General features: G+C 72.2%; 14 protein-coding genes. 3 read left to right on the forward strand and 11 right to left on the reverse strand.

The annotated features are described in order from the left end of the window. Nucleotides 1–534 precede the first annotated feature (534 nt). Nucleotides 535–951 carry an HAD-IA family hydrolase gene (locus AB0H81_RS29000; protein WP_358380907.1) on the reverse strand — a complete coding sequence of 139 codons (417 nt, stop codon included), beginning with the start codon at nt 949–951 and terminating at the stop codon, nt 535–537. A gap of 293 nt (nt 952–1,244) precedes the next feature. Here AB0H81_RS29000 and AB0H81_RS29005 point away from each other — a divergent pair, with 293 nt between their 5' ends. Further along, on the forward strand, nt 1,245–2,687 hold the full coding sequence (locus AB0H81_RS29005) for a glycosyltransferase family 39 protein (protein ID WP_358380909.1): 1,443 nt from the start codon (nt 1,245–1,247) through the stop codon (nt 2,685–2,687). A gap of 68 nt (nt 2,688–2,755) precedes the next feature. Here AB0H81_RS29005 and tyrS read toward each other — a convergent pair whose 3' ends face one another. Further along, complete coding sequence (tyrS, locus tag AB0H81_RS29010; RefSeq protein WP_358380911.1) at nt 2,756–4,021, reverse strand: tyrosine--tRNA ligase; 1,266 nt, start codon at nt 4,019–4,021, stop codon at nt 2,756–2,758. 84 nt (nt 4,022–4,105) lie between these two features. On the opposite strand from tyrS, the gene AB0H81_RS29015 reads away from it, so the two are divergent. Continuing rightward, nucleotides 4,106–4,507 (forward strand): PH domain-containing protein, encoded by a 402-nt coding sequence (locus tag AB0H81_RS29015; RefSeq protein ID WP_358380912.1) that lies wholly within the window; start codon nt 4,106–4,108, stop codon nt 4,505–4,507. Here the strand turns inward: AB0H81_RS29015 and AB0H81_RS29020 are convergent. From AB0H81_RS29020 to argC, 9 genes are all read right to left on the reverse strand, one after another. After that, nucleotides 4,447–5,184 carry a DNA-3-methyladenine glycosylase gene (locus AB0H81_RS29020; protein ID WP_358380914.1) on the reverse strand — a complete coding sequence of 246 codons (738 nt, stop codon included), beginning with the start codon at nt 5,182–5,184 and terminating at the stop codon, nt 4,447–4,449. The two genes, AB0H81_RS29015 and AB0H81_RS29020, sit on opposite strands and share 61 nt — an antisense overlap. Then, complete coding sequence (gene argH / locus AB0H81_RS29025) at nt 5,166–6,563, reverse strand: argininosuccinate lyase (RefSeq protein ID WP_358380950.1); 1,398 nt, start codon at nt 6,561–6,563, stop codon at nt 5,166–5,168. The genes AB0H81_RS29020 and argH overlap by 19 nt, the downstream gene beginning before the upstream one ends. Nucleotides 6,564–6,653: 90 nt before the next feature. Continuing rightward, nucleotides 6,654–7,853, reverse strand: coding sequence for an argininosuccinate synthase (locus AB0H81_RS29030; RefSeq protein ID WP_358380916.1), 1,200 nt, complete (start codon nt 7,851–7,853; stop codon nt 6,654–6,656). A 22-nt stretch (nt 7,854–7,875) separates the two neighbouring features. After that, on the reverse strand, nt 7,876–8,382 hold the full coding sequence (locus AB0H81_RS29035) for an arginine repressor (RefSeq protein WP_175605118.1): 507 nt from the start codon (nt 8,380–8,382) through the stop codon (nt 7,876–7,878). Further along, nucleotides 8,379–9,296, reverse strand: coding sequence for an ornithine carbamoyltransferase (gene argF / locus AB0H81_RS29040; RefSeq protein WP_358380918.1), 918 nt, complete (start codon nt 9,294–9,296; stop codon nt 8,379–8,381). The genes AB0H81_RS29035 and argF overlap by 4 nt, the downstream gene beginning before the upstream one ends. Beyond that, on the reverse strand, nt 9,293–10,471 hold the full coding sequence (locus tag AB0H81_RS29045; RefSeq protein WP_358380920.1) for an acetylornithine transaminase: 1,179 nt from the start codon (nt 10,469–10,471) through the stop codon (nt 9,293–9,295). The genes argF and AB0H81_RS29045 overlap by 4 nt, the downstream gene beginning before the upstream one ends. Then, nucleotides 10,464–11,372, reverse strand: coding sequence for an acetylglutamate kinase (gene argB, locus AB0H81_RS29050; RefSeq protein WP_358380922.1), 909 nt, complete (start codon nt 11,370–11,372; stop codon nt 10,464–10,466). Before argB ends, AB0H81_RS29045 begins: the two co-directional genes overlap by 8 nt. Beyond that, entirely contained in the window at nt 11,369–12,520 is a 1,152-nt protein-coding gene (gene argJ / locus AB0H81_RS29055) for a bifunctional glutamate N-acetyltransferase/amino-acid acetyltransferase ArgJ (protein WP_358380924.1), read from the reverse strand. The genes argB and argJ overlap by 4 nt, the downstream gene beginning before the upstream one ends. Beyond that, nucleotides 12,517–13,578, reverse strand: coding sequence for an N-acetyl-gamma-glutamyl-phosphate reductase (gene argC / locus AB0H81_RS29060; protein WP_358380926.1), 1,062 nt, complete (start codon nt 13,576–13,578; stop codon nt 12,517–12,519). The genes argJ and argC overlap by 4 nt, the downstream gene beginning before the upstream one ends. Before the next feature lie 206 nt (nt 13,579–13,784). On the opposite strand from argC, the gene AB0H81_RS29065 reads away from it, so the two are divergent. Beyond that, the gene (locus AB0H81_RS29065; RefSeq protein ID WP_358380928.1) at nt 13,785–15,446 is read left to right on the forward strand and encodes a class I adenylate-forming enzyme family protein; all 1,662 of its coding nucleotides are present in this window, start codon (nt 13,785–13,787) and stop codon (nt 15,444–15,446) included. Nucleotides 15,447–15,500 lie beyond the last annotated feature (54 nt).

Here is a 15,500-nt window from a genome sequence, read left to right on the forward strand (position 1 = left end):
ATCGACCTGAGCCGATGCGACGGGGTCATGCATGTATTCATGCACTGGCTTTTAACACACTGTTGAGTTCTCAAGAAACGGACGCGTACTCCCCGATACTGCGAGAGGCGCAGACTCCGTGTTGCTATCTTATCAGACTCCCTGATCTGGTGTCAATCTCCAGATCGGTGATCACCTGGTAAGAGGCAACCCCCGAACTTACCGTGCCACCCTGACCGTGTCGAATCAACCGGATTTCCGGTGATGTGGACGCGCCCAGAACGGCCCGGACCTGCACGCGCCGAAGCACGCCGGCCGATTGGCTCGCTGTGAAGGGATTGGCCCTGGGGCCCGTCCGCCATCTGGCGTCCGGCTCGCTCCCGGGCGAAAACAAAGATTAGGCCGCCATCCCCTCCCCGTCAAATCAGGCCCCGCACCGGCGCGCCTCCTGGCCACAGGCCCCCCTTCGACCACCGCGCCAGACCTGCCGGCCTTTGAAAGCCACGCCCCGCCCTCAGGAAGCCACGCCTCACCATCACCTCATGGGCCCGGGTCTCAGGGGCGGGCCGTCAGCGCACGTACCTGGTCCGCCGAGGTGAACAGCTCCGCCGCCATGCCCGCCGCACGCGCCGCCAGCACGTTCGCCTCGTTGTCGTCGAAGAACAGCACATCGGACGGGGCAACCCCCATGTGCTCCGCGCAGATCTCGTACGCCCGCCGGTCCGGCTTGGCCACCCCGATCCGGCACGAGAACGTCAGCGCCGCGAACCCTCCCAGCCATGCCCCGTGCCGCGTCTCCCACACCGGCACCAGGTCCTCGATGATGTTGGACAGCAGCCCGAGCCTGCGTCCCCGGCCGGCCAGCTCGCGCACCAGCGCGACCATCTCCTCGTCCACCTGGGACCAGCTGTCGAGGTCGGCCTGCCGCAACGCCGCGACGTCCGCGAACCGGGCGCCCAGGTGATCTGCCACCGCCCCCCAGTACGCGGCGCCGTCCTGGCCCGCGTCGTAGGCGGGACGGCAGGCCCAGTACGCATCCCAGAACCGCTCACCGGGAACCCCGGCCAGCTCGACGATCCGCCGCTTGGCCTCTTCCGTCTGGATGCGCGATCACGCCGTACAGGTCGAAAACGATCACTTCAGGCATGTCTCCGAGCTTAAGCGCGTATTCTGCCCCGGTGACAAGCGCCACCCTTGCCCCAAATACCACAATTGCACCGGCCGTTACCCGTACCCGCTGGTGGAAAGCCTGGGCAATAGGGGCGGTGGCCGGGGCGGCGGCGCTCAGCGGATCCGGCGCCTCCTCCCTGAACGGCGACGAGCTGGCCACGATCAGCGCGGCCTCCCGCTCCCTCGCGGGGTTGTGGGAGCTGGCCCGGCACATCGACGGCCATTTCCTGCCGTACTACCTGTTCATGCATCTGTGGACCCAGTTCGGGACGGCCGAGCTGTGGCTGCGGCTGCCGTCCGCGCTGGCGATCGGGGTGGCGGCGGGCTTCCTGGCCGACCTCGGACGGCGGCTGCACAGCGGCCGGGCGGGAGTGACGGCCGCGGCGTTGTTCGCCGTCCTGCCGTCAGTGTCGTACTACGGCGCGTTCGCCAGGCCGTACGCGTTCGCGGCGGCGGCCGTGGTGTTCTCCTTCTGGAGCCTGCACCGCCTCACCGGCGCGACGACGCGGCGGGGATGGGTGCTGTACGGGGTGTCGGTCGCGCTGGTGTGCTCGACACACCTGTTCGCGGTGCTCACGCTGCCCGCGCACCTGCCGGTCCTGGTCTCGGCGTTGCGGCGCCGCGAGCTGCTGACCCGGGCTCTGCCCGCGATGGCCGCGGGGTGCGTGCCGGCGCTGGTGCTCGGCCTGGTCGGGTACGGCGAGCGGCACGCGGTGAGTTGGATCCAGGAGCGCGGGCCGGAGGTGCTGCTGAAGTTCCCGAAGATGGCGGCGGGGGCGGAGACGGCGGGCGTGGTGGTGTTCGCCGTGGCGCTCGCGGGCGTGGCGCTGATGTGGCGGCGCGGGCGGGTCGGTGACCGAGCGCATGCCCATCCGTGGGAGCCGCGGGAACCGCGGGAGCGCGCCTGGCCGGCGGCGCTGGGCGCCTGGCTCGTGGGCCCGCCGCTGCTGCTGCTCACCGTGTCGCTGCTGGTCACGCCGTTGTACGTGGACCGGTACCTGTTCGTCACGTCCCCGGCCCTGGCGTTGCTGGCGGGCCTGGCCGTGGCGGCCGTGCGGCCTCCGGTCGCGGCCGTGACCGCGGGATGCCTGCTGGTGGCAGTAGCGGCGGTCGCCGGGCTGGACCGGCACACCGAGCTGCGGGCCTTCAACGGCAGGTTCGAGGACTTCCCGGGCGCGGTGCGGCGGGTGACGGCGCGGGAGGGTGACGCGATCGTGTTCGGTCAGAGCTCGGTGCGTGCCGGTTTCGACTACTACGCACCTCCCGGCCTGGCCGATGACCCGCTGCGGCTGAGTCCCGCCCCCGAGGCGGGCGGGTTCGGCTTCCCCGAGCGAACGGACGTCGCCGAGGCGCTGCGGGATCGGCGGCGTGTCTGGGTGGTGTGGCGCGGGAGCAGGGCGGCCGGCGAGAAGCTGCCGCGGGTGAAGGCCGTCAGAGAGGCCGGGTTCAAGCCGGTCTCGTCGTGGCACTCGGCCGAGCTGCCGGGACTCACCGTCGCCCTGTTCACCCGTTCCGGAAGCGGAGCGACCCGCCGCTGACCCCTGGCCGGCGCGGACGCGAACCGAGGGCCCTCCCCAGGGGGAAGGGCCCTCGGTGGAACAGCGACTCAGCCGACGATGACGCCGCCGACCGACTTCTTGCCGCGCCGCAGCACCAGGAAGCGCCCGTGGAGCAGGTCGCCGGGCGTCGGCGCGTACGCCTCGTCGGTGATCTTGACGTTGTTGAGGTACGCCCCGCCCTCCTTGACCGCCCGGCGGGCGGCGGACTTGGACTCGACCAGCCCGCTGTCGGCCATCAGGTCGACCAGCGCAGCCCCGAGCGCCGGCACGGTGACCTTGGGCACCTCGGCCAGGGCGGCGTCCAGCGTCGCGGCGGGCAGTTCCTCCAGCGAGCCCTGCCCGAACAGCGCCTTGGACGCCGCGATGGCGGCCGCGAGCTCGTCGGCGCCGTGGACCATGGCGGTCAGGTCCTCGGCGAGCGTGCGCTGCGCCTCACGGGCGAACGGCCGCTCGGCGACGGCCTTCTCCAGTTCGTCGATCTCCTCGCGCGTGCGGAAGGTGAACACCTTGAGCAGGCGGACCACGTCGCGGTCGTCGGCGTTGAGCCAGTACTGGTAGAAGGCGTACGGAGAGGTCAGCTCGGCGTCGAGCCAGACCGCGCCGCCCGCCGTCTTGCCGAACTTGGTGCCGTCGGCCTTGGTGATGAGCTTGCCGGTGAGCGCGTGCACGTGGGCGCCCTCGACGCGGCGGACCAGGTCGACGCCGGCGGTGATGTTGCCCCACTGGTCGCTGCCGCCGACCTGGAGCGTGCAGTCCTGGCGGCGGTAGAGCTCCAGGTAGTCGTTGGCCTGGAGGATCTGGTAGCTGAACTCGGTGTAGCTGAGCCCTTCGCCGCCGAGCCGGGCGGACACCGACTCGCGGGCCAGCATGCGGTTGACCGGGAAGTGCTTGCCGACGTCACGCAGGAAGTCGATGGCCGACAGCTCGGCGGTCCAGTCGAGGTTGCTGACGACCTCCGCGGCGGTGGGGCCGGGCTCGAAGGACAGGAACTTCTCCAGCTGCACCCGGATCTTGCCCACCCACTCGGCGACGACCTCAGTGGTGTTGAGCACCCGCTCGGTACTGCGGCCGCTCGGGTCGCCGATCAGGCCCGTCGCCCCGCCGACCAGCCCGACCGGCCGATGGCCGGCCCGCTGGAAGCGGGTGAGGATCAGCAGCGTCGCCAGGTTGCCCATGTGAAGGGACGGGGCGGTCGGGTCGAAGCCGGCATAGACCGTGATCGGACCCTTCGACAGCGCCTCGCGCAGTGCCGCGATGTCGGTGGTCTGCGCGAGGACGTCGCGCCATTCGAGCTCGTCCAGAATGTCGGTCACGGTGCTGGCTTTCCGATAGACGTTGAGTGGTTACAGCCTGCCCGATCGTGGCCTCACCCCGCCACTTGGATACGCTCGGCAACCATGTGGAGGGTCCGTCGCGAGCTGGCCGTTTCGAAGATCTTAGGGGCTCTCGGGTGCGCGGGTCTCGCCGTCTTCTGGTACGTGAACGGGGACGTGCGCGGGGTGATCCTGGCCGTGCCCGCGGCGGTGCTCGTGGGGGCCATGGGCGTGCGGGATCTGCTCGTCCCGGTGCGGCTGTCGGTGTCCGAGGACGGCATCACGGTGGTGCACGGGTTCGCCGGGCGGCGGCACGTGCCGTGGGCGGACGTGCGGGACGTCAAGGTGGACGTGCGCCGCAGGTACGGCCTGCGCAGCGAGATGCTGGAGATCGACACCGGCGATCACCTGCACATCTTCAGCGCTCACGAGCTGGGCGCCTCCCCCACCGAGGTGGCGGCGGTGCTGCGGCGGCGCGGCACGTGAGCCCGGTACGGCGACACGGTCGGGTCGCCGTCGATCCAGAACCGCCACGGCGTGTCCTTGGCGGTCGAGATCCCGGTGCGGGGGCCTGACCGGATCGCGTCCGGCTCGGCCGGGACGCCCTCCAGGACGGCGGCGGCCCCGGCCGGCACGCCGGTGAGTCCGCCGCCCGTCGCCGGGCCCCGGTCGGAGGCGCCCTCCAGCACCGCGTCGAGCCCGTTGTGCTCGCGCAGCAGTCCGAGCGCGGTCGCCAGCCGCGCGGGGCCCCGGGCGAGGTCGCGGTCGGAGATCCGCCGGGAGCCGTTGCCGCCGCCGTTCCCCGAGCGCCGCTCCCGGGCCAGGTCGTGCCCGGCCACGATCTCCCCGGCGCGCAGCAGCACGGCCGACCCGTGTCCCTCGGGCAGGCACACCAGGTTGGCGCAGAAGTGCATGCCGTAGGTGAAGTACACGTACAGGTGGCCCGGCGGCCCGAACATGACGGCGTTGCGGGGCGTCCTGCCCCGGTAGGTGTGGGCGGCCGGGTCCTCGCCCGGCCCGCCGTACGCCTCGACCTCCGTGAGCCGCACCGCGACGGGACCGTGCACGAGGACGCGCCCGAGCAGGTCGGGCGCGACCTCGTGGGAGGGCCGGTCGAAGAACGAGCGCGGCAGCGGCGCGGAGGTCAGGAGCCCGCCGCCCATGCGGCCTGGGCGTCGACGACCTCGCGCAGCGCGGCGAGCTGGTCGCGGACGCGGTCGGGGGCGGTGCCGCCGTGGGCCTTGCGGGCGGCCAGCGCGCCGGGCACGTTGAGCACGTCGCGGACGTCGGGCGTCAGGTGCTCCGACACCTTGATCAGCTCGTCGTCGGTGAGGTCGCCGAGGTCCTTGTCGTAGGACTGGCAGTACACGACCAGGTGCCCGACGGCCTCGTGGGCGTCACGGAACGCGACGCCGCGCCGTACGAGCAGCTCGGCGAGGTCGGTGGCCAGGGCGAACCCGTCGGGGGCCGACGTCTCGAGGCGGGCGGTGTTGACACGCATCGTGGCGACCAGGCCGGCCATCGCGGGCAGGACGAGCAGCAGGGTGTCGACGGCGTCGAAGACCGGCTCCTTGTCCTCCTGCAGGTCGCGGTTGTAGGTGAGCGGCAGGCCCTTGAGCGTGGTCAGCAGCGACATGAGGTTGCCGATGAGCCGGCCGGACTTGCCGCGGGCCAGCTCGGCCACGTCGGGGTTCTTCTTCTGCGGCATGATCGACGAGCCGGTGGAGTAGGCGTCGTCCATCTCGATCCAGCGGAACTCCTGCGAGGCCCACAGCACGATCTCCTCGCCGAGCCGCGACAGGTGGACACCGATCAGGGCGGCGTCGAACAGGAACTCGGCGGCGAAGTCGCGGTCGGCCACGGCGTCCATCGAGTTGGGCGCGGCGCTGTCGAAGCCCAGTTCGGCGGCCACCGCCTGCGGGTCGAGCGGCAGCGACGAGCCGGCCAGCGCGCCGGCGCCGAGCGGCGAGACCGCGGCCCGCTTGTCCCAGTCGGTGAGGCGGTCGATGTCGCGGGCGAAGGCGTGGACGTGGGCGAGCAGCTGGTGGCCGAAGGACACCGGCTGCGCGTGCTGCAGGTGGGTCATGCCGGGGGCCGCGGTGTCGGCGTGCTGGCCGGCCTGCTCCATCAGTGCCGTCTCCAGCTCGACCAGCCGGGAGACGACGGTGCGGGCGTGGTCGCGCAGGTAGAGACGCAGGTCGGTGGCGATCTGGTCGTTGCGGCTGCGGCCGGCGCGCAGCTTGCCGCCGAGCGAGCCGAGCCGCTCCAGCAGGCCGCGCTCCAGCGCGGTGTGCACGTCCTCGTCGGCGACCGTCGGCCGGAACTCGCCCGCCTTGCAGGCGCGCTCCAGGTCGTCCAGCGCGCCGATCATGCGCTCCAGCTCCTGGTCGTCCAGCAGCCCGGCACGGTGCAGCACGCGGGCGTGGGCGCGCGAGGCCGCCAGGTCGTACGGCACGAGCCGCCAGTCGAAGTGCACGCTCACCGACAGCCGGGTCAGCGCGTCGGCCGGGCCCCCCTCGAAACGTCCGCCCCAGAGCCGCATCGGCTTCCCCTCACTCACGGTGTCATCTCCTCCTCGTCAAGATTGTCTGGCCGCGCCGGTGCGGGATCTCCTGCGCGACCTTAGTGCACGTCACCCGTGCCGGGCGTCCCGGGCCGCCGCGATCTTGGCGGGAAGGCTGAAGAGCTGGACGAAGCCCCTGGCGAGGGACTGGTCGAAGCTGTCGCCGGTGTCGTAGGTGGCCAGCGAGAAATCGTACAGGGACTCGCCGGAACGCCGGCCGGTGACGGTGGCGCGTCCGCCGTGCAATGTCATGCGGACGTCGCCGGACACGTGTTGCTGGGCGTCGCCGATGAACGCGTCGAGCGCGTCCTTGAGCGGCGAGAACCACAGGCCGTCGTAGACGAGCTCGCTCCACCGCTGGTCGACGCCGCGCTTGAAGCGGGCCAGGTCGCGTTCGACGGTGACGTTCTCCAGCTCCATGTGCGCGGTGATGAGCGCGATGGCGCCGGGCGCCTCGTACACCTCGCGGGACTTGATGCCGACGAGGCGGTCCTCGACCAGGTCGAGGCGGCCGACGCCGTGCGCGCCGGCGCGCCGGTTGAGCTCGTCGATCACCTGGTACGGGGTGAGGGAGCGGCCGTCGACCTTGACCGGGACGCCCCGCTCGAAGGTGATGACCACCTCGTCGGGCTCGCGCGGGACGGAAGGGTCGGCGGTGTAGGAGTAGACGTCCTCGGTGGGGCCGTTCCAGATGTCCTCGAGGAAGCCGGTCTCGATGGCGCGGCCCCAGAGGTTCTGGTCGATGGAGAACGGGTTCTTCTTCGTCGTCTCGATCGGCAGGCCCTTGGCCTCGGCGAACTCGATGGCCTTGTCACGGGTCCAGGCGAAGTCGCGGGCCGGGGCGACGACGCGCAGGCCGGGGGCGAGGGCGGCGAGGCCCGCCTCGAAGCGGACCTGGTCGTTGCCCTTGCCGGTGCAGCCGTGGGAGACGACCGTGCCGCCGAACCGCTCGGCCGCGGCGACCAGGTGCTTGACGATCAGCGGCCGCGACAGCGACGACACGAGCGGGTAGCGGTCCATGTAGAGGGCGTTGGCGCGCAGGGCCGGCAGGCAGAAGTCGGCGGCGAACTCCTCCTTGGCGTCCACCACGACCGACTCGGCGGCGCCGCAGTCGAGGGCGCGCTTCCTGATGACGTCCATGTCCTCGCCGCCCTGGCCGAGGTCGACCGCGACGGCGATGACCTCCGCGTCCATCTTCTCGGCCAGGAACGGGATGGCGACGGACGTGTCGAGCCCGCCGGAGTAGGCGAGGACCACTCTCTCGCTCATGTCGGGAACCTCCCGGGTGTTTCTAGGTGCGGCGGTCTGCGGCCTTGAGCAGGGACTCGGCCACCGCCTGGCCGCCCTGCGGGTCGCGGCTGATGACGAGGATCGTGTCGTCGCCCGCGACCGTGCCGAGGATGGACTCCCAGTCGGCGTGGTCGATGGCCGAGGCCAGGAACTGGGCGGCTCCTGGCGGGGTGCGGACGATGACCAGGTTGGCCGACGCCTCGGCCGAGACCAGGAGCTCCTCGGCGATGCGGTGCAGCCGCGCGGCGGGTGACTCGCCGGTGCCGAGCCGGGCCACCGGGATGCGGCCGCCGCCCTCGCCGGGCAGCGCGTAGACCAGCGAGCCGTCCTCGGCGCGCAGCTTGAGCGCGCCGAGCTCGTCGAGGTCGCGCGACAGTGTGGCCTGGGTGACCTCGACGCCGCTCTCGGCGAGGAGCTTGGCCAGCTCGGGCTGGGAGCGCACCGCCTGCCGCTGGAGCAGGTCGGTGATCTTCGCCTGCCGCGCGGCCTTGGTCATCGGGATCGTCATGCGCTGGTCACCAGCCAGTGCAGGAGCGCCTTCTGGGCGTGCAGGCGGTTCTCGGCCTGGTCCCACACGGCGCTGCGGGGTCCTTCGAGGACGTCCGCGGTGATCTCGTAGCCGCGGTAGGCGGGCAGGCAGTGCAGCACGATCGCGTCGTCCGCGGCGTGCTCCAGCAGCTCCTCGTTCACCTGGTACGGCATGAGCGCGGCGACCCGCTCCTCCTTGCCGTCCTGGCCCATGGACACCCAGGTGTCGGTGGTGACGACGTGGGCGCCGGCGACCGCGGCGGCGGGGTCGGAGGTCGCCAGGACCGAGCCGCCCGTGCGGGCCGCGATGGCGGCGGCCTGGTCGAGGACGACGGCGTCGGGCTGGTAGCCGGCCGGCGCCGCGACGCGCACGTGCATGCCGGCGGTGGCGCCGCCGAGCAGGTAGGAGTGGGCCATGTTGTTGGCGCCGTCGCCGAGGTAGGTGAGCGTGAGCCCGGCCGTGCGGCCGAAACGCTCGCGGACCGTCTGCAGGTCGGCGAGGATCTGGCAGGGGTGGAACTCGTCGGTCAGCGCGTTGACCACGGGCACTCCGGAGGCGGAGGCCATGGCCTCGATCCGCTCCTGGCCGGAGGTGCGCCACACGATCGCGGCCACCTGGCGCTCGAGGACGCGGGCGGTGTCCTCGATCGGCTCGCCGCGGCCCATCTGGGAGGAGCCGCCGTCGATGACGAGCGGCAGCCCGCCCAGCTCGCCGACGCCCACGGCGAACGACACGCGGGTGCGGGTGGAGGGCTTGTCGAACAGCACGGCGACGGTCTTCGGCCCCTCGAACGGGCGGTAGCCGTAGCGGTCCTTCTTCATGGCCTCGGCCAGGTCGAGCACCTCGGCCTGCTCGGCGGGCGACAGGTCGTCGTCCCTCAGGAAGTGTCTCACCGGGCGGCCTCCGTGAGGATCGCGGGGAACGCGGACACGAACGCGTCGATCTCGGTCTCGGTGACGACGAGCGGCGGGGCGAGGCGTACGGCGTCGGGCTGCAGGGCGTTGACGAGGAAGCCGGCCTGGGCGGCGGCCTCCTGGACGCGGCCGGAGACCGGCTCGGTCAGCACGGCGGCGAGCCAGAGGCCGCGCCCGCGCACGCCCTTGAGCAGCGGATGGCCGATCGCCTCCAGGCCGTCGCGCAGCCGGGACGCGACCCGCTCGACGTGGCCGAGGTCGACGTTGTCGAGCACGGCCATGGCGGCGGCGCAGGCGACGGGGTTGCCGCCGAAGGTGGAACCGTGGTCGCCCTTGGCGAACAGGGTGCCGACCTCGCCGAAGCCGACGCACGCGCCGATCGGCAGACCGCCGCCGAGGCCCTTGGCCAGGGTGAGGATGTCGGGGGTGACGCCCTCGGCCTGGTGGGCGAACCAGTGGCCGGTGCGGCCGATCGCCGACTGGATCTCGTCGGCCACGAGCAGCGCGCCGGTGGCGTCGCAGATGTCGCGGGCCGCGGCCAGGTAGCCGTCGGGCGGCGGGACGACGCCGGCCTCCCCCTGGGTGGGCTCCAGGAAGACGGCGATGCAGTCGCCGGTCACGGCCTCCTTGAGCGCGTCGGCGTCGCCGTAGGGGACGAAGCGGACATCGACCGGGAACGGGCCGAACTGGTCGCGGATGGCCTTCTTGCCGGTCAGCGACAGGGCGCCGATGGTGCGGCCGTGGAAGCCGTTCTCGGCGGCGACGAAGTAGCTGCGGCCCTCGCGCCGGCCGTACTTGAGGGCGAGTTTGTAGGCCGCCTCGTTGGCCTCGGTGCCGGAGTTGGCGAGGAAGACGCGCGCGGGCGCCCTGAGCAGCTCCTGGAGCCGCTCGGCGAGCAGTACCTCGGGCTCGTGCAGGAACAGGTTGCTGGTGTGGGCGATCGTCGCCACCTGGCGGGAGACGGCCTCGACCAGCGCCGGGTGGGCGTGGCCGAGGGAGCTGACCGCGATGCCGCCGATGAAGTCGAGGTACTCCTTGCCGTCCACGTCCCACACGCGGGTGCCCTCGCCGCGGGCCAGCGCGACCGGCGGGACGCCGTAGTTGGGCATGAACGCCCGCTCGAACCGGTCGAACAGGCTCGGCTGTTCACTCATCGGGCATCACCATGGTTCCGATTCCTTCGTCGGTGAAGATCTCCAGCAGGAGCGCGTGGGGCACCCGTCCGTCGAGGACGTGCGCCTGCGGCACGCCTCCCCGCACCGCGGTCAGGCATGCCTCCATCTTGGGCACCATGCCGCTGGACAGGGTGGGCATCAGGTCTTCCAGCTCGGCGGCGCTGAGGCTGTCGATGACGTCGGTGTCGTCGGGCCAGTTGGCGTACAGGCCCTCGACGTCGGTGAGGACGATGAGCTTGTGGGCGCCGAGCGCGACGGCGAGCGCCGCGGCGGCGGTGTCGGCGTTGACGTTGTAGACCTGGCCGTCCACGCCGCAGGCGACGCTGGAGACGACCGGGACGCGGCCGTCGTCGATGAGCGCGCGAACCGCGCCGGGCTCGACCCTGACGATGTCGCCGACCTGGCCGATGTCCACGGGCTCACCGTCGACGATCGCGTGCTTGCGCTCGGCGGTGAACAGGTGGGCGTCCTCGCCTGACAGCCCGACCGCGAACGGGCCGTGCCGGTTGATCAGGCCGACGACGTCACGGTTGACCTGGCCGACCAGCACCATCCGGACCACCTGCATGGCCTCGGGCGTGGTGACGCGCAGGCCCGCGGTGAAGGTGGACTCGATGCCGAGCCGGTCGAGGTGCTCGCTGATCTGGGGGCCGCCGCCGTGGACGACGACCGGCCGCAGCCCGGCGTGGCGCAGGAAGACGATGTCCTCGGCGAAGCCCGCCTTGAGCGCCTCCTCGGTCATCGCGTTGCCGCCGTACTTGACGACGACGGTCGCGCCGTGGAAGCGGGTCAGCCAGGGCAGCGCCTCGATGAGCGTGCCGGCCTTGGCGTGGGCGCCGTTGGCCCGCAGCGAGGGGCTCGTTCCGGAAGCCCCGGTCATGAGGAGTACGCCGAGTTCTCGTGGACGTACGCGGCGGTCAGGTCGGTGGTGTAGATCGTGGCCGACTGGGCGCCCGCCGACAGGTCGACGGTGATCGTGACGTCGCGGGGGCGCATGTCCACCTTGGACCGGTCGTCGCCGACCGCGCCGCCGCGGCAGATCCAGATGCCGTTGATGGCGACGTTGACCCGGTCGGGCTCGAACGCGGCGGAGGTGGTGCCGACGGCGGACAGCACGCGGCCCCAGTTGGGGTCCTCGCCGTGGACGGCGCACTTGAGCAGGTTGGAGCGGGCGACGGCGCGGCCGACCGTGAGCGCGTCCTCCTCGGAGGCGGCGCCGACCACCTCGATGGCGATGGCCTTGGTGGCGCCCTCGGCGTCGACGAGGAGCTGGCGGGCCAGGTCGGCGCAGACCTCGGTGACCTTCTGCTCGAACTCGGCCAGGTCGGGCACGACGCCGGAGGCGCCGCTGGCCAGCAGCAGCACGGTGTCGTTGGTGGACATGCAGCCGTCGGCGTCGAGCCGGTCGAACGTGCGGGACGTGGCCCGGCGCAGCACGGCGTCGAGCTGGCCGCTGGTCAGGTCGGCGTCGGTGGTGATCACGCAGAGCATGGTGGCCAGGGCGGGGGCGAGCATGCCGGCGCCCTTGGCCATGCCGCCCACCATGTAACCGTCGGCCCGCTTGAACGAGATCTTGGAGACGGTGTCGGTGGTGCGGATGGCGTCGGCGGCGGCCAGGCCGCCGTCGCGGGAGAGCTGGGCGGCGGCCTGCTCGACGCCGGGCAGCAGGGCGTCCATGGGCAGCCGCTCGCCGATGAGGCCGGTGGAGCAGACGGCGACCTCGCCGGCGGAGTCGCCGAGCGCGTCGGCCACCCGCTCGGCGGTGGCGTGGGTGTCCTGGAAGCCCTCGGGGCCGGTGCAGGCGTTGGCGCCTCCGGAGTTGAGGACGACCGCCCGCACCCTGCCGCCGCTCAGGACCTGCTGCGACCACAGCACGGGGGCGGCCTTCACGCGGTTGGCGGTGAAGACGCCAGCGGCGGCGCGGCTGGGCCCGTCGTTCACGACGAGGGCGAGGTCGCGGGCGCCGCCGGCCTTGATGCCGGCGGAGATGCCCGCGGCCCGGAAGCCGAGGGGGGCGGTCACGCTCATGGGGCGACTCCTGTCGTGGGGAGACCGAGCTCTTCGGGCAGGCCGAGGGCGAGGTTCGCGCTCTGGAGCGCCCCTCCGGCGGTGCCCTTGGTGAGGTTGTCGATGGCGATGACGGCGACGAGGCGGCCCGCGCGCTCGTCGAGCGTCACCTGGACGGCTGCGGTGTTGGCGCCGTACGTCATGGAGGTGGCGGGCCAGACGCCCTCCGGCAGGAGCCGGACGAACGGCTCGGTGGCCAGAGCGTTCTCGTACGCCTCGCGGACGGCCGCGCGCGTGAGCCCGGGGGCGGCGGGAGCGGTGCAGGTGGCGAGGATGCCGCGGCTCATCGGGGCGAGCGTCGGGGTGAACGACACCCGGACCGGGGCGCCGGCGACGGCCGACAGTCCCTGCTCCATCTCGGGGGTGTGCCGGTGGACGCCGCCCACGCCGTACGCGCTGACGGAGCCCATGACCTCGCTGCCGAGCAGGTGGGTCTTGAGCGACCGGCCCGCGCCGCTGGTGCCGCTGGCGGCGACCACGACGACGTCGGGCTCGGCCAGACCGGCGGCGAAGGCGGGGGCCAGGGCCAGCAGGACGGAGGTGGGGTAGCAGCCGGGGACGGCGATGCGGCGGGCGCTCTTGAGCACCTCGCGCTGGCCGGGCAGTTCAGGCAGGCCGTAGGGCCAGGTGCCGGCGTGCTCGCCGCCGTAGAACTCCTGCCAGGCGGCGGGGTCGGCGAGCCGGTGGTCCGCGCCGCAGTCGACCACGAGCGGGTCGTCGCCGATCTCGGCCAGCTCGGCGGCGACGGCGGCGGAGTGGCCGTGCGGCAGCGCGAGGAAGACGACGTCGTGGCCGGCGAGGACCTCGGTGGTGGTCTCCTGGATGATCCGGCCGGCCAGGGGCGCGAGGTGGGGCTGGTGCGCGCCGAGTGGGGTGCCTGCACTCGATGCCGCGGTCAGCGCACCGATCTCGAACTCGGGGTGGCCGAGCAGCAGCCGGAGCAGCTCGCCTCCCGCGTAGCCGCTGGCACCCGCGACCGCCGCCCTCATCCCTACCTCCAGGTCTGCATAGTCATGCATCACTTCTCATGTCCTTGCTTGGAGAAATGATGCACGGCACGGGAAGAACATGCAAGTCGGAGGGGGTGCGGCACGCCGCATCCAGGGGCGTTTCCCCTGCGCAAGGTGTGAGCGAGGCGCGAACGGAATGTTGCTCTAGCGCACCGTACCTACCGGTCGGTACTGTGAGGCTTCCGGACCAGCCGTCTCATCGCGGGAGTCTGCGGATGACGCTCACGCATGCCCAGGTCGAAGCCCAGCTCACCGGGCCGGGCCAGCTGTTCGAGGTGGAGGAGATCGGACACACCGGGGTACGCACCTGGAAGCACGCGCCCGCCCACTTCCGGGCACTGCTCGACATCAGCCGCTTCCACGGCGACAAGGTGTTCCTCGTCTACGAGAACGAGCACATCACCTTCGAGGAGCACTACCGGCGGGTGGCCGCGCTGGCCACCCGGCTCGTGGAGGACTACGGCGTCGCCAAGGGCGACCGGGTGGCCGTGGCCATGCGCAACTACCCCGAATGGGTCGTCGCCTTCTCCGCCGCGCTCGCCGCCGGCGCCATCGCCGTTCCGCTGAACGCGTGGTGGACCGAGTCCGAGCTGGCCTACGGCGTCTCCGACTCGGGCGCCAAGGTGCTGATCGCCGACGGCGAGCGCGCCGCCCGCCTGGCCTCGACCGGCCTTCCGCTCATCGTGGCCCGGGGCGAGGCGCCTCCCGGCGCCCGCACGTTCGCGGAGGTCGTCGGCGAGCCCGGGCCCGAGGCGCGCCTTCCGGAGGTCGAGCTGTCGCCCGAGGACCCGGCCACGATCTTCTACACCTCCGGCACGACCGGGCACCCCAAGGGCGCGCTCGGCAGCCACCGCAACCTCGGCCAGTCGCCCATGACCGTCGCCTTCGGGCTCATGCGGGCGGTCGCCCTGGCCGGCAAGGACATCTCCGAGGCCGCCGGCCAGCGGCGGGTGACGCTGCTGACCGTGCCGCTGTTCCACGTCACCGGGTGCTTCTCGGCGCTGACCACGACGATGTTCAGCGGCGGCGGGCTGGTGCTCATGTACAAATGGGACCCCGCGCAGGCGCTGCGCCTCATCGAGCGCGAGCGCGTCACCGTCATGATCGGCGTGCCGACCAACGCCTGGCAGCTCATGTCGCACCCCGACTTCGCCAAGCACGACCTGTCCTCGCTCAACACCGTCGGCTACGGCGGCGCGCCCGCCCCACCCAAGCTGCTGGAGCGCATCACCGCGAACCTCCCCCAGCGGGCCACCTCCAACGGCTACGGCATGACGGAGACGACCGCGCTCGCCATCGGCAACGGCGGCCCCGACTACCTGTCCCGGCCCGACAGCATCGGCCTTCCCTCGGCCGTGGTGGACGTGCGCGTGGTCGACCCGGCCGGCGAGGAGCTGCCGCGCGGCGAGGTGGGCGAGCTGTGCGTGCGCGGGCCGAACGTCATCATGGGGTACTGGAACAAGCCCCAGGCCACGGCCGAGACGTTCGTGAACGGCTGGCTGCACACCGGCGACCTGGCCAAGATCGACGAGGACGGCTTCGTCTACATCGTCGACCGGGCCAAGGACATGGTGATCAGGGGCGGGGAGAACGTCTACTGCGCCGAGGTCGAGGCGGCCCTGTTCGAGCACCCCGCCGTGGACGACGCCGCGGTGATCGGCGTGCCGCACGACGAGCTGGGCGAGGAGGTGGGCGCGGTGGTCCGCCTCGCGCCCGGCGCCTCCGTCACCGCCGACGAGCTGCGGGGGTTCCTGGACGGGCGGATCGCCAAGTTCAAGATCCCGGTCCACGTGTGGTTCCGGGAGGACGAACTGCCGCGCAACCCGGGAGGCAAGATCCTCAAAACCCGGCTGCGCAGGGAGATCCTGGGATCGTAACCCTCTCCCCCAGTCATGGCCGCCGGGCGTCGTCCGGCGGCCTTTTTCGTTCGC

Origin of the sequence: Nonomuraea sp. NPDC050691 (genome assembly GCF_040654455.1) — a bacterium.
Classification (GTDB): domain Bacteria; phylum Actinomycetota; class Actinomycetes; order Streptosporangiales; family Streptosporangiaceae; genus Nonomuraea.

What these genes read in the sequence shown, in the direction of transcription:
- AB0H81_RS29015 (WP_358380912.1), top strand. Translation starts at nt 4,106, where the DNA reads ATGTGGAGGGTCCGTCGCGAGCTGGCCGTTTCGAAGATCTTAGGGGCT.
- AB0H81_RS29020 (WP_358380914.1), bottom strand. Translation starts at nt 5,184, where the DNA reads ATGGGCGGCGGGCTCCTGACCTCCGCGCCGCTGCCGCGCTCGTTCTTC.
- argH (WP_358380950.1), bottom strand. Translation starts at nt 6,563, where the DNA reads ATGCGGCTCTGGGGCGGACGTTTCGAGGGGGGCCCGGCCGACGCGCTG.
- AB0H81_RS29030 (WP_358380916.1), bottom strand. Translation starts at nt 7,853, where the DNA reads ATGAGCGAGAGAGTGGTCCTCGCCTACTCCGGCGGGCTCGACACGTCC.
- AB0H81_RS29035 (WP_175605118.1), bottom strand. Translation starts at nt 8,382, where the DNA reads ATGACGATCCCGATGACCAAGGCCGCGCGGCAGGCGAAGATCACCGAC.
- AB0H81_RS29045 (WP_358380920.1), bottom strand. Translation starts at nt 10,471, where the DNA reads ATGAGTGAACAGCCGAGCCTGTTCGACCGGTTCGAGCGGGCGTTCATG.
- argB (WP_358380922.1), bottom strand. Translation starts at nt 11,372, where the DNA reads ATGACCGGGGCTTCCGGAACGAGCCCCTCGCTGCGGGCCAACGGCGCC.
- argJ (WP_358380924.1), bottom strand. Translation starts at nt 12,520, where the DNA reads ATGAGCGTGACCGCCCCCCTCGGCTTCCGGGCCGCGGGCATCTCCGCC.
- argC (WP_358380926.1), bottom strand. Translation starts at nt 13,578, where the DNA reads ATGCATGACTATGCAGACCTGGAGGTAGGGATGAGGGCGGCGGTCGCG.
- AB0H81_RS29065 (WP_358380928.1), top strand. Translation starts at nt 13,785, where the DNA reads ATGACGCTCACGCATGCCCAGGTCGAAGCCCAGCTCACCGGGCCGGGC.